10 protein-coding genes and 1 riboswitch are annotated in these 15,065 nt (G+C 67.2%); of the genes, 3 read left to right on the forward strand and 7 right to left on the reverse strand.

The features are described 5' to 3' along the window. Positions 1-662: 662 nt before the first annotated feature. Complete coding sequence (gene asnB, locus CX1_RS02125; protein WP_046649705.1) at positions 663-2,588, reverse strand: asparagine synthase (glutamine-hydrolyzing); 1,926 nt, start codon at positions 2,586-2,588, stop codon at positions 663-665. Between the two features lie 338 nt (positions 2,589-2,926). On the opposite strand from asnB, the gene ctaC reads away from it, so the two are divergent. Beyond that, entirely contained in the window at positions 2,927-4,084 is a 1,158-nt protein-coding gene (gene ctaC / locus CX1_RS02130; RefSeq protein WP_060925195.1) for an aa3-type cytochrome oxidase subunit II, read from the forward strand. Between the two features lie 30 nt (positions 4,085-4,114). Further along, complete coding sequence (ctaF, locus tag CX1_RS02135; protein ID WP_046649678.1) at positions 4,115-4,561, forward strand: aa3-type cytochrome oxidase subunit IV; 447 nt, start codon at positions 4,115-4,117, stop codon at positions 4,559-4,561. Positions 4,562-4,689: 128 nt separating this feature from the next. Here ctaF and CX1_RS02140 read toward each other — a convergent pair whose 3' ends face one another. From CX1_RS02140 to ctaE, 5 genes are all read right to left on the reverse strand, one after another. Beyond that, positions 4,690-6,408 (reverse strand): ABC-F family ATP-binding cassette domain-containing protein, encoded by a 1,719-nt coding sequence (locus CX1_RS02140; protein WP_060925196.1) that lies wholly within the window; start codon positions 6,406-6,408, stop codon positions 4,690-4,692. 261 nt (positions 6,409-6,669) lie between these two features. Next, a complete protein-coding gene (qcrB, locus tag CX1_RS02145; RefSeq protein WP_060925197.1) occupies positions 6,670-8,301 on the reverse strand; it encodes a cytochrome bc1 complex cytochrome b subunit in 1,632 nt (543 codons plus the stop codon). Beyond that, positions 8,298-9,509, reverse strand: coding sequence for a cytochrome bc1 complex Rieske iron-sulfur subunit (gene qcrA, locus CX1_RS02150; protein ID WP_046649679.1), 1,212 nt, complete (start codon positions 9,507-9,509; stop codon positions 8,298-8,300). The genes qcrB and qcrA overlap by 4 nt, the downstream gene beginning before the upstream one ends. Next, positions 9,506-10,402, reverse strand: coding sequence for a cytochrome bc1 complex diheme cytochrome c subunit (qcrC, locus tag CX1_RS02155; RefSeq protein ID WP_046649680.1), 897 nt, complete (start codon positions 10,400-10,402; stop codon positions 9,506-9,508). The genes qcrA and qcrC overlap by 4 nt, the downstream gene beginning before the upstream one ends. A gap of 72 nt (positions 10,403-10,474) precedes the next feature. Further along, a complete protein-coding gene (gene ctaE / locus CX1_RS02160) occupies positions 10,475-11,089 on the reverse strand; it encodes an aa3-type cytochrome oxidase subunit III (protein WP_113570107.1) in 615 nt (204 codons plus the stop codon). A 605-nt stretch (positions 11,090-11,694) separates the two neighbouring features. On the opposite strand from ctaE, the gene trpD reads away from it, so the two are divergent. Then, positions 11,695-12,747 (forward strand): anthranilate phosphoribosyltransferase, encoded by a 1,053-nt coding sequence (gene trpD, locus CX1_RS02165; RefSeq protein WP_046649682.1) that lies wholly within the window; start codon positions 11,695-11,697, stop codon positions 12,745-12,747. Between the two features lie 115 nt (positions 12,748-12,862). Here trpD and CX1_RS02170 read toward each other — a convergent pair whose 3' ends face one another. Continuing rightward, complete coding sequence (locus CX1_RS02170) at positions 12,863-14,512, reverse strand: DEDD exonuclease domain-containing protein (protein WP_244465399.1); 1,650 nt, start codon at positions 14,510-14,512, stop codon at positions 12,863-12,865. A 396-nt stretch (positions 14,513-14,908) separates the two neighbouring features. After that, positions 14,909-15,065, forward strand: a riboswitch (cyclic di-AMP (ydaO/yuaA leader).

Genomic DNA, 15,065 nt, shown 5'->3' on the forward strand with positions numbered 1-15,065 from the left:
CCCCGCCTGATCGACTGAACTCCGGATGATCGGCCCCGCCTGATCGACTGAACTCCGGATCCCGCCCCGACCCTCGTGGTCGGCGGCGGGTTTTCGCGTTTCGGGGGCGGGTCGAGCCTCACGGTCGCCGTCCCGTGCTTTGCGACGGTCGACGTTCCGCATGGCCGCCGCTCGCATCCGGAGGTTTCGTGCCGCCGTCGCACGCCTCCGGGGTTTCGTGCATATGCAGTTACACCCCGCGCGTTGGCCAATGCATCGGCGCTGGTCGCGGGCTTCAAATGTGCAGTGCGTGCACCATATTTGCACGAAACTTCAATGACCGGGGTCCGTTGGGCCAACGTGCGACGAGCCGGCCAGGAATTGGGGGAGGGGCGAACGGGGAGCGGGTGGGCGTCGTAAAGCAGACGGGGCGCCGCCCGTGGTGACGCTCGCCGTGAAGCCGAAAAGCAATGGGTGCGCGCACCTGGCGAAGCGCACCCGACGAGATCGCGAACGAAAGCGTGGATGGTGATCTCGTGGGCGCCGGCGCCGCCCGGAAACGACGAGATCGCGATTGAGGGCGTGGATCGTGATCTCGTGGGCGCCGATGGCCGCCGGAAACGACGAGATCGCGATTCCGGGATGGAATCGCGATCTCGTCGGTGCGTCGTCGGCGCGCGGCCCTAAAGCTGCACGGGGTAGTCGCGCTGCTCGATGCCGGGATCGATGCGGCCCTCGATGAAGATGCCGTGCCACACCATGAACGCCAGGATGGTCCACAGGCGGCGGGAGTGGTCGCGCTCGGTCGGGTGGTGCTCGGCGAGCATCTGCAGCACCTGCGCCTTGTCGATCAGCTCGTCGGTCTGCGACTCGCGGATGACGTCCTCGGCCCAGCCGCGCAGCTCGTCGCCGGCCAGCCAGTGGCGGATCGGCACCGGGAAGCCCAGCTTGCGGCGGTTGAGCACGTGCGCCGGCACGATCTGCTCCATCGCCTTGCGCAGGGCGTACTTGGTGGTGCCGTTGGCGATGCGCATGTCCACCGGCAGGGTCTCCGCGACCTTGAACACCTCGCGGTCCAGGAACGGCACGCGCAGCTCCAGCGAGTTGGCCATGGTGATCTTGTCGGCCTTGACCAGGATGTCGCCGCGCATCCACGTGAACAGATCCAGGTGCTGCATGCGGGTGACCGGGTCCATGCCCTCGGAGCGGGCGTAGATCGGGGCGGTGACCTCGCGGTGGTCCCACTCGCGCGGCGCCCACGGCAGGACGCGCTGCAGCTGCTCCCAGTTGAAGGAGCGGGCGTTGCCGTAGTAGCGGTCCTCCAGCGGCGTGGTGCCGCGCTGCAGCAGGGACTTGCCGCGCATGCCATCGGGCAGTGCGTCGCCGAGCTTGGCCAGGCCGGCCTTCAGCGGGCCGGGCACGCGGTCGAAGCCGGCCAGCGACAGCGGTTCCTTGTAAATGGTGTAGCCGCCGAACAGCTCGTCGGCTCCTTCACCGGACAGCACGACCTTGACGCGCTTGCGGGCCTCGGCGGCGACGAAGTACAGCGGGACCAGGGCCGGGTCGGCCACCGGGTCGTCGAGGTACCAGATGATCTTGGGGATCGCCGCCGCGAACTCCTCCGGCGAGACGACCTTGACGATGTGCTCCACGCCGATGGCCGCCGCCGACTCCGCCGCGACGTCGACCTCGGAGAAGCCCTCGCGCTCGAAGCCGGTGGTGAAGGTCAGCAGATTCGGGTTGTGGCGCTTGGCCAGCGTCGCGATGGCGGTGGAGTCGATGCCGCCGGACAGGAAGGAGCCCACGGTCACGTCGGCGCGCATGTGCTTGGCGACGGAATCCTCCAGCGCTTCGGCGATCCGGTCGAACACGGCCTGCTCGCCGCCCTTGGGCACCGGGCGGATGGGGAAGTTCGGGTGGAAGTAGCGCGTCTGCTCGACCTTGCCGCCGGGGGAGACGGTGGCGGTGCAGCCGGACTCGATGCGGCGGATGTCGGTGTGCAGCGACTCCGGCTCCGGCACGTACTGCAGGTCCATGTAATGGACAAGCGCGCGCTTGTCGACGTCCTTGGCGTCCACGCCGAGTTCCGGGGCCATCTCGAGGATGGTCTTCTTCTCCGAGGCGAAGACGGTGCCGCGGCCGGTCGTCGCGTAGTACAGCGGCTTGATGCCGAACTGGTCGCGGGCGAGGAACAGCTTCTTCTCGACCGTGTCCCAGATGGCCACGCCGAACATGCCGCGCAGGTGCTTGACCACGTCGGCGCCCCAGTGGTGGAAACCGACGACGATCGGCTCACCGTCGCCCGACGTGTTGAAGGTGTAGCCGGCGGCGGTGAGTTCCTCGCGGAGCTCCACGTAGTTGTAGATCTCGCCGTTGAACGTCAGGACGTAACGGTCGGGCTGGTCTTCGGGGCCCCACACCAGCGGTTGGTGCGAATGCGCCAGGTCGATGATGGACAGCCGGTTGAAGCCGTAGACGAGGTCGGCGTCGTTCCACGTGCCCGCTTCGTCGGGGCCGCGGTGGCGCATGCAGGGCAGGGCACGCTCGACGGCGGGCACGAGGTCCGCGGCATCGGAGCGGGCCGTGAGAATTCCGAGGAGACCGCACATGGCTTTCGCGAACACCTTTCGTGGGGGAGGGGACCGGTAAGACAATAGTCCCCCATGCGGCGTGGGCGAATTCCCGCGCCGCTGCGCGAAAACCTCGGCGTCGCAAAGCAAACCGGCGCCACGCGCCCCCGCGCGGGAGCGTGACCGGGATCACCATGACCTACGGCACCCCCATGGCCGTGCCCCTTCTCAGCCTTTTATCAGCCCGTCTATACTCGGTGACACCCCGTGGGGTCAGTCCAGTGTGGAGAATTCACAGGAATGGGCTAACCTGCTTGGGAAAGACAGAACCCTGATGGGTTCTTAAGGAATTGTGTGGATCAGGAAGGCAGACACACGTGAATCAGCGTAGAGAGTACGGAGCCGCCCGTAAGCTCGGCCTGCTCGGCGTCCTCGCCGGCAGCGCCACCCTGCTCGCCGGCTGCGACGTAAACCCGCCGGAGAACGGCTTCTTCAAGCTGCTGCGTTTTGGCTGGCCGATGGGCGTTACGCCCGAGGCCGAGGCCATGGGCAACTTCTGGGTGTGGGTCTGGGTCGCGGCCTGGATCATCGGCATCGCCGTGTGGGGCCTCACCATCTACTCGATGGTCGGTTTCTCCGCGAAGAAGGCCAAGAAGGCCGGCAAGGACGAATTCCCGCGCCAGACCGCGTACAACGTCCCCCTCGAGCTGGTTCTGACGATCGTCCCGATCCTGATCGTCATGTCCCTGTTCTTCTTCACCGTCCAGACGCAGGACAAGGTCACTGCCATGGACAAGGACCCGGAGGTCGTCGTCGACGTCACCGCGTTCCAGTGGAACTGGAAGTTCGGCTACGCCAACGTTTCCGGTGACCTGATGGGCGGCGAGGACTACGAGGGCCGCCGCGAGGCCACCGGCCCCGAGGTCTACTTCACCGGCGAGGAGCACTCCGGCGAGGGCGAGCAGAACCAGAAGGACTACCCGGTCCACGGCCAGTCCAAGGCCGACCTGTCCTACCTGTACTTCAACGAGGTCGAGACCCTCGGCACCACCGACGAGGTCCCGGTCCTGGTTCTCCCGACCGACACCCCGATCGAGTTCGACCTGGCTTCCGCCGACGTCGTCCACTCCTTCTGGGTCCCCGAGTTCCTGTTCAAGCGCGACGCCTTCCCGCACCCGGAGGCCAACAAGTCGAACCGTCGCTTCCAGATCGAGGAGATCTCCTCGGCGATGATCGAGAACCGCCCCGTGGACAACCCGCGCGACAGCTACTCCAACGCGTTCGTCGGCCGCTGCGCCGAGATGTGCGGCACCTACCACGCGATGATGAACTTCGAGATCCGCGCGGTCTCCCGCGAAGCCTTCGCCGAGTACATGCAGTTCCGTCTCGACAACCCCGAGGCCACCAACGCCGAGGCGCTCGAGGCCATTGGCGAGGATCCGTTCGCGGTCTCGACCAGCCCGTTCAACGCCGGCCGCCTGGACACCCGCGACATGGGTGACCGCGAGGCGAACACGGTCGACCTCAACCAGTAACCGCCCGACGACTCCAGAAAGAAGTCAGACATGAAGTCCGCAGCAAAGCTGTTTTACGGTCTCACCGTGTTCCTGGGCGTTATGACCGTCGTGTACATCTTCGGCACGATGTACCTCCAGGACACCGGCAGCGTCATCAACGAAAATCACGGCCGCCTCGAGTGGGCCGGCGCCACCGGCCTGCTGATGTCCACCCTCCTGACCCTGTTCCTGGGCGTGTACTTCCACTTCACCGAAGTCCGCTCGGACATCACCCCCTCCGACTGGGAGGAGGCCGAGGTCGCGGATGGCGCGGGCACCCTGGGCTTCTTCTCCGCCAGCTCCATCTGGCCGTTCGTGATGACCATGGGCATCCTGCTGTTGGGCTACGGCATCGCCTTCATGGCGTACTGGCTCATCGTCCTGGGCGCGGTCATCCTGATCTTCGCCGGCACGAAGCTGAACACGCAGTACATCACCCCGCCGGAGAAGCACTAGCTCACCGGCCCGCCGGGGAGCATCAGCTCTCCGGCAGCCCGCGAGGGTGATCCTCCCGATCATCCGACGCGGACGCGACAAAACCCCGCCACCCGGCCTTCCGGTGGCGGGGTTTCCGCATGCCGTGCCTACGCGAACTCGACGGGCTTCTTCCCCCGCGGTAGCTCGGTGACTTCGCCTTCCTCTACGACGAGGTGCCGCGCCTCCAGGCGATCGACCATGCGGCGATCGTGCGTCACCACGATGACGGTGCCCTCGGCCTCCGCGATGGCGTCCTGCACCTCTTCGATGAGGTCGACGGACAAGTGGTTCGTCGGCTCGTCGAGAAGCAGGATGTCCGGCGGGTTGGCCACGACCAGCGCCAGCGCGACGCGGCGCTGCTGGCCCACCGACAGATCGCCGACCGGGCGTTTGGCGTCGCGGGCGGTGAGCAACCCCAAGTCGTCGAGGGTGACGGTGGGGTTGGGGTTGGCGTCGTACAGCTGATTGGGGCTCAGCGTCGGATCTGCCCAATCCTGCTCCTGCGCCAGCATGGCGATCCGGGCCTCCTGGCCGATGCGCATCTCGCCGGCGGCCGGGGCGACCTGGCCGAGCATGACCTTCAGCAGCGTCGACTTGCCCGCGCCATTGGGCCCGGTGACCACGATGGTGTCGCCGGGGCGGATGGTCAGAGAACCGACGTGGATGCGATCGGGCACGACGACGCCGCGCAGCTTCACGTGGAAGTCCTCGTCGCTGCCCGACGGGGCGCGCTTGGTGGACAGGGGCTTGGTCAGCGGCGCGTCGAAACCCAGCAGGGCCGGCGGCTTGGACACGCCATCGTCCTCGAGCTCCTCGAGCCGCTGCCGCGCCGAGCGGATGCGCCGGGCGACCTGGCGGTCGGCGCGGCCGCCGGAGTGGTCGTAGCCCATCTTCTCGTTGTCGCGCTTGGCACGCACCGGGCCGGCGCCCTCGGCGGCCGTCTCGATCGTCTGCTCCAGCCGCGCCTTCTCGTGCTGCTCGGTGCGCCACTGGTGCTCCCACAGCTGGCGTTCGTGGCGGCGGTGCTTGTCGTAGTCGGTGTAGTTGCCGCGGAACATTCCGATGCCCTCGCGCCCCGGCACGAGGTCGCCGATGACGGTGCACACCGCGTCGAGGAAATCGCGATCGTGGGTGGCCACCACCACGACGCCGGGGTGAGCGACGATGGTGTCGATGACCAACTGGCGGCCACGGTCGTCGAGGTGGTTCGTCGGCTCGTCGAGAAGCAGGATCTCGGGCTTGCGGATCAGCGTCAGCGCGAGCCCCAGCCGGGCCCGCTGGCCGCCGGAGAGCTCGACGGACTTCTGGTCGAGCACCGGGCCATCGGGGCCTTCTCCGGACAGGCCGAGGTAGTCGAGGACGACTTCCGCGTGATGCTCGGCGTTCCAGTCGTCGTGCGCCATGACGTCCGAAAACAGCGTGGAATAGGCCTTTTCCGCGGCTTCCGACGCCGCGGGGGAATCGGCCACGGACATCGCCTCCGCGGCGTCCTCCAGCGCCTGCAGGCGTCGCTTCGACGGCCCGAGCGCCTCGTCGACGAGCATCCGCGCCGTCGACTCGAACGGCGCCTCGAGCTCCTGCGAGCCCAGCACGCGCGTGCCCACGTGCGACACGGTGCCCGAAGTCGGCTTGCGACGGCCCGACAGCACCCACAGCAACGTCGACTTGCCCGCGCCGTTGTCCCCGACGAGCCCCAGCACGTCGCCGGCGGAGACGGTCATGTTCACGTCGCGGAGCACCGGCGTGCCCTCGTAGTCGTAGTTGACGGAGTTGGCCACGAGCTGCGTCGCGGATCCGTCGATGAAGGGAAGGGGAGATTCGGCCATTGCGGCGCCTCCTGCATAGCTGGATTGGAGTGGGGGAGGGGAGTGGTCGCGCGATGCGGTCGCCGTTCGGTTGCTTTACGACGATGGCGTGCGCGACGGGAGGCGTCAGATGTTCATGTGTCCAGCTTACGCGCCTGAGAGTTGGCCGAATGGCGCCGAGTTGGCGTGGCGGGTCCGGAAATGCGAGACCGCCCCGGCGGCGAAATTTTCATCTCGCGGCCGGGGCGGTCGTCGTTGAGCGCAGTTGCGTGGCGCTATGCCTTACTTGTCGAGCTCGCCGCGCGTTTCGGCGTTGCGGGTCTCGAGGTCGCGCAGCATCTGGGTGCGCTGGTGGTGATTCTCGTCCTCGATGCGGGCAGCCTCGTCGGCGATGTCCTGCGAGTCGGGGGAGAACCAGCCGCCGCGGCCGGGGGCACCGGCGGCGCCGAGGGCGTTCATCGTCTTCGGGACGTAACCGCCCTGGTACTCCAGCGGGACGGCGTGGCCGTGCTCGTCGACCGGGCCCAGCGGCTGGTGCACCTCGATGAAGGCGCCCGAGGGCAGCTGGTCGATGATGCCGGTCTCGATGCCGTGCTCCAGGACGGCCTGGTCGGAACGCTGCAGACCGATGCAGATGCGGTACGTGACGAAGTACGCGATCGGCGGGAGCAGGATCAGACCGATTCGACCGACCCAGGTCATCGCGTTCAGCGAGATCTGGAAGTGGTAGGCGATCAGGTCGTTGCCGCCCGAGAGGGTCAGCAGGGTGTAGAAGACCAGGGCCATCGCGCCGATGCCGGAACGAACCGGCACGTCGCGCGGACGCTGCAGCAGGTTGTGGTGGGCGTTATCGCCGGTCATCTTGGCTTCGATGAACGGGTAGGCGAACAGCAGCACGACCAGGAGGCCGAGCAGCAGCGCCACCCACACGACGGCCGGGATGGTGTAGGAGCCGATGTAGAGCTCCCACGCCGGCATGACTCGCGCTGCACCGTCCGTCCACAGCATGTAGATGTCCGGCTGCGAGCCGGCGGAAACCTGCGATGGGTTGTACGGGCCCAGGTTCCAGATCGCGTTGATCTGGAAGGCGCCGGCCAGGAAGGCCATGAAGCCGATGTTGATCAGGCCGAAGGTCAGCGCCTTGACGGCGAAGACCGGCATGATGCGGACGCCGACGACGTTGTTCTCGGTGCGGCCGGCACCCGGGAACTGCGTGTGCTTCTGGTACCAGACCAGGGCCAGGTGAGCGGCGATGAGGCCGAGCAGCAGGGCCGGGATGATCAGCACGTGGGCGATGTACAGGCGCGGGATGATGATGTCGCCCGGGAAGTCGCCGTTGAACATCATCCAGTGCATCCAGGTGCCGATCACCGGCAGGCCGATGATGATGGCGGACATGATTCGCAGACCGACGCCCGAGAGCAGGTCGTCCGGGAGCGAGTAGCCCATGAAGCCCTCGGCGATCGAGAGCAGCAGCAGGATGCAGCCGATGACCCAGTTGGCCTCGCGCGGCTTGCGGAACGCACCGGTGAAGAAGATGCGGAACATGTGCGCCATGATCGAGATGGCGAACAGCAGCGCGGCCCAGTGGTGGACCTGGCGGATGAACAGGCCGCCGCGGACCTCGAAGGAGATCTGCAGGGCGGTCTCGTAGGCGCGGGACATTTCCACGCCGTTGAGCGGCGCGTAGGCGCCGTCGTAGATGACCTTCGACATCGAGGGATCGAAGAAGAGGGTCAGGTAGACGCCGGACAGCAGCAGAACGACGAAGCTGTACAGCGCGATCTCGCCCAGCATGAAGGACCAGTGCGTGGGGAACACCTTGTTGATCTGGCGGCGGATGCCGGACGACATGGTGTAACGGTCGTCCATGTTGCGCGCCATCAGTGCGACGCGGTTATTGCTCTTGCTCATGACTGACGCTCCCAGAAGGCCGGGCCGACGGGCTCAATGAAGTTGCCGTTGGCGTAGAGGAAACCGTCCTCGTCGACATCGATGGGCAGCTCGGGCAGCGCGCGGGCGGCGGGGCCGAAGACCGGCTTGCCGTACTGCAGCGCGTCGAACTGCGACTGGTGGCACGGGCACAGGATTCGGTTGGTCTGGGCCTCGTACAGCGAGGTCGGGCAACCGATGTGCGTGCAGATCTTGGAGTAGGCGAAGTAATCGCCGTAGTGGAACTCCTCCTGGCCGGCGCGCAGCGTGGCGCGGGCGGCGTCCTGCGAACGCAGGCGGATGAGCATGACCGCGTTGCGCGAGCCGTGGATCGAGTGCATGTGCGCCTCGTAGACCTCGGCGTCGGGCGAGTAGCGGTCGCCGTCGTTGACGTCCTCCTCCAGCAGGGGGAAGACGGTCTCCATGGCGCCGGCGGACAGGTCCTCCGGGCGGATGCGGACCAGGCGGGAAACGCCGGTGAAGGAGAAGCCGTGGCTTCCCTCCTCGGCGATGGCGCCGGTGTCGCGGCCCAGGTAGACCTTCTCGCCCTGCTCGACCAGGGTCCAGCCCGTGGTCCAGAGGGTGCCGTCGCCCGTGATGTCCATGTCGTGCTTGGGCTTCCACGGGTTCTTGATCATGCCGCCCAGCGGCAGGATCATGCCGATGCCGGCCAGCACCGCGCCGGCGCCGAGCAGACCCTTGATGGCGGAGCGGCGACCCAGGGTCGACGTCTCCCAGGAGTCGTTCAGCAGGGCGACGATGGTCTTCTGGTCGGTCTCGGACGACGCGCCGTCGTGGCGACGCTGCACCGAGATCTCCTCGGGCACGAAGCGCTTGGTGTACTTCACGGCGCCGACGCCCAGGGCGATGATCGAGCCGCCGATGGTGATGCCGAGCATCGGGGTGTAGAGGGTGTAGATCCACAGGCCCTCGTCACCGTGGCCCTTGTACTCCCAGGGCCAGAACAGGTACACGGCGATGAACGCCAGACCCAGGACGACCGCGAGAACCAGCCAGGCGATGACGCCGGCGGCGGCACGCTTCTCGGCCGGGTCCCCCTTGATGGGGAAGCGCTCCTTGCGGTAGGCGATGGTCACGTCGTCGAGCTCGGTGCCCAGGCGGGCCAGCTCGTCGTTGCTCATCTTCGACAGCTCCTCGGAGCTGTAGTTCTTCTTCACGTTGTCGGTCACTGTCGGGATCCAATCCAGAGTGCGGCCGCCACCAGAGCGACGATGCCGGCAATCCACATGAACAGGCCCTCGGTCACGGGGCCGAGGCCGCCGAGCGGGTAGCCGGACGGGCCGGGCGTCTCCGCCGAGTTCTTGATGTAGGCGATGAGGTCCTTCTTCTCGTCGGCGGTGAGCTGACGATCGGAGAACTTCGGCATGTTCTGCGGACCCGTGAGCATGGCCTGGTACAGCTCCTGCTCATTGGCCGGGTCGAGAATCGGGGCGTACTTGCCGCCGGACAGCGCGCCGCCACGACCGGTGAAGTTGTGGCAGGACGCGCAGTTCAGGCGGAAGAGCTCGGAACCGCGGGCGATGTCGAGGGGATCCATCTTGCCGTTCTCGGCGTCGTAGTTCTTGCCTCGGAGGGACTCCATGGCGATGGAGCCGTCCTCGTCGCGGACCAGACCGGCGCCGCCTCCGTGCGACTGCACGTAAGCGGCGAGGGCGAGGGTCTGCTCCTCGGAGTAGCGCGGGGTCTTGCGGGCGGCCTGCGCCTCATTGCGGAGCATCGGCATGCGGCCGGAGTGCACCTGGAAGTACACCGCGCCTTCGCCGACGCCGATGAGGGACTTGCCGCGGTCCTTGACGCCCTGGAGGTTTGCGCCGTGGCAGGTGATGCACGCGACGTCGTAAAGCTCCTTGCCCTCCTGGATCAGCGCCGCGTCGTCCTGCTGGGCGGTCGCGACCTGGGCGTCGGGGGTCAGGGCATTGGCCAGGAAGCCCGCGCCGGTCAGGGCGAGGGCGAGCGCCATGACACCGGAAACGGTGCGGCGCATCTTGCGGCGGCCCTTGGCCTTTCGGCCGGCCACCGCGGAGGACGTGCGGTCCTCAGCTGCGGGGTTATGGTTTTCCATCTTTTTCCCTTTGTTGTGCGTGGAAAGTGGATGGCTGTAGTAGGCCGCACCGGGGGTGTCGGCCGTTACGGCCTACTGGATGAAGTAGATGGTGATGAACAGGCCGATCCACACGACGTCGACGAAGTGCCAGTAGTACGAGACCACGATGGCGGCCGTCGCCTGCGCCGGGGTGAACTTCGACTTGAAGGTACGGATCAGCACCACGACGAACGCCAGCACGCCCGCGAGGACGTGAGCGGCGTGGAAGCCGGTGGTGATGAAGAAGACCGAACCGTAGACGGAGTTCTGGATGGTCATTCCGTGGCCGACCAGGGTGAAGTACTCGTAACCCTGGCCGACCAAGAAGATCGCGCCCAGCAGCGTCGAAAGGGCATACCACCTGCGCAGGGCGAACACGTCGCCCCGCTCGGCCGCGAACACGCCCCACTGGGCGGTGAACGAAGACGACACCAGGATCACAGTGATCGCCAGTGCGTACGGGACGTTGAGGTGGCCGGTACCCCAATCCCACGATTCTCCCTGGCCGTTCGCGCGCGATACGAAGTACATCGCGAACATGCCGGCGAAGAACATCAATTCCTGAGACAGGAACACGATCGTCCCGACACTGACCATGTTCGGTCGGTTCAGTGTCGCGGCACGACGTGGTGCTGTCATACCTGTGTTTTCAACTGCGCTCGTCACGTTAGACAGTATGACCTGTTCTTAAGGAAGAGTCACGTTGCAACCCCCGTTTTGGGAAAGTTTTCTGTAAAACCCCAGGTCGTTTCTGAAGGTTCCTGAGAGTTACAGTAATTTTTCCCATCGCCGGGAACTTCTCGCGTTGCTTTACGACGGCCCGTCTCTGGCCCCGTTCCCCCGTGCCTCCGTCCATGGCGCGGGACCCATCCCGCGTGGACGGCTGGTGCGGTTCCCGACCATCCCAGGGGGATGGAGTCGGCCGCACCGTGAGCGGTTCCCTGACCCTGGGTCGGAAAGCTCGCTCGGTTAGTGCGCAATCTTAGCCGATGCCCCGGCATTGATGGGTTGTGGGGGCGCGCATACCCCCAGGGGATAAAACCCCGGCAGACGACCAACGCACCGGGGCATCGCGCCCGGCCGCATGTGTCTCGTGCAGCCGGCGATCGCACCCGACCTGTGCGCCAGGCGATCGCACCCACCCCTTGCGCTCGCCGCGCCCCGGCGGGACGCGGAAGCCAAGTGCGCCGTAATATTCACCAGGCAAGCGGCATTCCGCCGCGGCGGGCCGGGTGCCCGGCCGCGGCACCATCGAACAGAAGGAGCGACGCATGACCCAGCAGACCGTTAACCCGAGCCAGGCCAACTGGCGGCAGGTCCTGGGCCTCATCGGCGCTCGCCGCGAGGTTCCCGCCGAGGGCGTCCGCTTCGCCATGGACCAGATCATGACGGGCCAGGCCGCCGATGCCCAGGTCGCGGCCTTCGCCTTCGGCATCTTCGCCAAGGGCATCACCGCCGCCGAGCTCGACGCGGCGGCCACGGGGATGCTGTCGCATGCCGCCGATGCCGCCGTGCCGGATGCCTCCGGCGCAGTGGACATCGTGGGCACCGGCGGCGACGGCGCTCACACCGTCAACATCTCGACCATGTCGTCGGTCGTCGTGGCCGCGTCCGGCACTCCGGTGCTCAAGCACGGCAACCGCGCCGCATCGTCGAAGTCGGGCGGCGCGGACATGCTCGAGGCACTCGGCTTCGACATCGCCGACGGCCACGTGACGTCGCCGGCCCACCCGGACTTCTCTCTCCGGTTCCTTTTCGCCGCGACCTACCACCCGGCGATGCGCTACGCCGGTCCCGTCCGCTCGCAGTTGGCCGTGCCCACTCTGTTCAACCTCCTCGGCCCGCTGACCAACCCGGCGCAGCCGGCGGCGAGCCTCATCGGCTGCGCCTTCGAGGACCAGATGGAGACGATGGCCGGGGCGTTCGCCCGCCGCGGCCAGCGGGTGCTGGTCGTCCGCGGTTCGGACGGGCTCGACGAGATCACGGTCACCGGCACGACCCGGGTGTTCATCGTCGAGGATGGCACCGTCGTGCAGGACGTCATCGATCCCCGCGATTACGGCATGGAGTTCGCCCCGGCCGATTCCCTGCGCGGTGGCGAGCCGGCGTACAACGCCGAGGTCGCCCGGAAGGTGTGGACGGGGGAGCTGCGCGGTCCGATCCGCGACGCAGTTCTGTTGAACTCGGCGGCCGCGATCGTCGCGTCCCGGGGGCTCGAGGGTGGCGACCTGAAGTCGGCGCTGACCCGGGCGCTGGCCATCGTGACCGAGACCCTGGACTCGGGCCGCTGCGCCGAGATCATGGCGGCGGCCACGGGCCGCTGACGAGCCGTTCGCCGTACGACGTCGTCCCAGGCGTCGGAAGGGCACGGCGCACGATGCGATGGCACGCGGCGCACTCCTTATATAAGGGCGCACCTTGTATAAGGAGTGCGCCGCGTCAGCTTTTGCGGGCGGCCACCGCGGCGGCCGCCCATTCACGCCACCGGCCCGCGCCCGCGGCGGGAGACGTCCACGGCGCGTCGCTCGGTCCGATCCGGACGTCGTCGCGAAGCAACCAGTTGTGCACGACCTGGAGCTCGTGCTGATTCGCGCCGAGGTACGGGCCTTCGCCGGGGATCACCGTTTCGGCGGAGTCCGCGAGCAGCCCGGCGACGTGGGCGGCATTGGCCCCGCGCGGCGAGCGGCCGGCGGCGGCGAGGCGCCCATGGCGGACCACCGCGAGGTTCCACCCTCCGCGGCCATCGGGGAACGCAGCCTGGAGCTGGGGGATCGAGGCCAGCGCACCCAACCGCTGTCGCCGATCGAGGGCGAGGATCAGATCCGCGGTGATGTCCCGGAGGAACGCCGCCCGGCGGTAGCGTCCGGCGTCGGCCGCCGCGGAGACGTCGTCGACGAGCCGTGCGATGAGTTCCGCTCCTCCGGCGCGCAGCTCGCCGGCGACTTCCCCGAAATTGCCCGCGTCGAGATCGAGGGTGTCTTTGGTCGCCTGGGCGGCATTGCGGGTGCGGAACGGCCCGATCGCATCCTCGCCGCCGGCCACACGCGACACCTTCGGCCCGCCCTTCTTCGTCGGCGGGTTGAGGTACCACCCATGGCCCGGTTCCTTGCGCTGCCGGTTGTACGGCGGGCGGGCGGACGCGAGCATCCGGGCCTCGCGCACTTCGGCCTCCATGCCATGGGCGCACTCGGCGACGTCGACGGACTCGGCCAGCATCACCATTTCGACCATGCGGCGGCGCGGATCGGCGCCCGTGAAGTACTGCAGAAGGCGGCGGCGCAGGTTCACCGCCGTACCTATATATAAGGGATCGCCGGATGCGCCCCGGAATACGTAGACGCCCGGGGCATGCGGGGCATCCGCGATGAGCGCCTTCTTCTCGCGCAGTCGGGGATCGACGTCGGGGGAGAAGTGCTCCAGGTCGCCCACGGTCTCGACGGAATGCCCCGCCAGACGCTCGATGAGGTGGTGGAGAACGTCGACGGTCGCCGCCGCATCATCCAGCGCGCGGTGGTTCGGCGTCACTTCGGCGCCGACGTAGCGGGCGAGGTCGCCGAGGCGAAAACTGCCCGTCCGCTTCCGGTCCAGCAACCGGCGCGCGAGCTGCAGGGTGTCGACGACCGCGGGGGCCGGCCAGGCGATGCCCAATTGCCCGCATGACGCGCGGAGGAATCCGATGTCGAACGGGGCATTGTGCGCCACCCACACCGCGCCCGACGCGAATTCCAGGAAGCGGGGGAGCACGGTGCCCAGCTGCGGGGCGCCGTCGAGGTCGGCGTCGGTGATCCCCGTCAGCTCGGTGATGAAGCCGGGCAGCCTCATTCCCGGATCGATCAGGGCGCTGAACCGTCCCTCTTCGACGCCGCCGCGGACGCGCACGGCGCCGATTTCGATGATGTGGTCCTCGCCCGCGCGCATCCCCGTGGTTTCGAGGTCGACGACAACGAACGTGGTCTCGCCCAGTCCGAGTTCGTCGGTGCCCGGCCCCGGTTCATCTCCGGAATCGCCGCCATTGCTTTGCGACGACCCGGCGCCGAAGCCGGAAACGGCGTCGGTCAAGGAAAGCTGGAGCGGGTCATCGGCGGTCACCCGACCGATTCTAGGGTGCCGCCCGGATCGGCCGGACCGCGGTTGCCGGTCGCTGTGGCGGATGTGAAAGCTGAGCCGCGAACCGGCCTCGAATCACAAAATGTGACGCGTTTCACATAAGTGTGATTTTAGCACCGTTCACCTTGTCGGGGGCCGTCGCGACGCAGTCCGGGGGCGAGTGTAAAAGGTGCAGGTCTCGGCCCGTTATCGCGGCGTGACACTATGGATCGACGGAAAAACGGGGTTTCATAACGGGCGGGTAACGGATTGGGGTTCATGGCGGTAACGAACCGATTTCGATTCGGACTTGGCGCGTTGGCTGGACAAGAGCCGTTCCCATTTCGTAACCTTGCCGAGACATTGAAGCGGGGCCCTCCCAGAGGTGCCGCTCATGGCAGGAAACCAAAGCCTAATCGGCGCCCGCGAGGGCGACGAACCGGGGACCCACTCCTTTCGTTGGGGTGAATCCCACCGGCGACAGCCGGAGGGTAGGGAGATCTTCCTTTTCTCCCGAACCCGTCAGCTAACCCGGTCGGCACCAAATGGAAGAGAA

Origin of the sequence: Corynebacterium xerosis NBRC 16721 = ATCC 373 (assembly GCF_001552415.1) — a bacterium.
Lineage (GTDB): Bacteria > Actinomycetota > Actinomycetes > Mycobacteriales > Mycobacteriaceae > Corynebacterium > Corynebacterium xerosis.

What these genes read in the sequence shown, in the direction of transcription:
- asnB (WP_046649705.1), bottom strand. Translation starts at nt 2,588, where the DNA reads ATGTGCGGTCTCCTCGGAATTCTCACGGCCCGCTCCGATGCCGCGGAC.
- ctaF (WP_046649678.1), top strand. Translation starts at nt 4,115, where the DNA reads ATGAAGTCCGCAGCAAAGCTGTTTTACGGTCTCACCGTGTTCCTGGGC.
- CX1_RS02140 (WP_060925196.1), bottom strand. Translation starts at nt 6,408, where the DNA reads ATGGCCGAATCTCCCCTTCCCTTCATCGACGGATCCGCGACGCAGCTC.
- qcrB (WP_060925197.1), bottom strand. Translation starts at nt 8,301, where the DNA reads ATGAGCAAGAGCAATAACCGCGTCGCACTGATGGCGCGCAACATGGAC.
- qcrC (WP_046649680.1), bottom strand. Translation starts at nt 10,402, where the DNA reads ATGGAAAACCATAACCCCGCAGCTGAGGACCGCACGTCCTCCGCGGTG.
- trpD (WP_046649682.1), top strand. Translation starts at nt 11,695, where the DNA reads ATGACCCAGCAGACCGTTAACCCGAGCCAGGCCAACTGGCGGCAGGTC.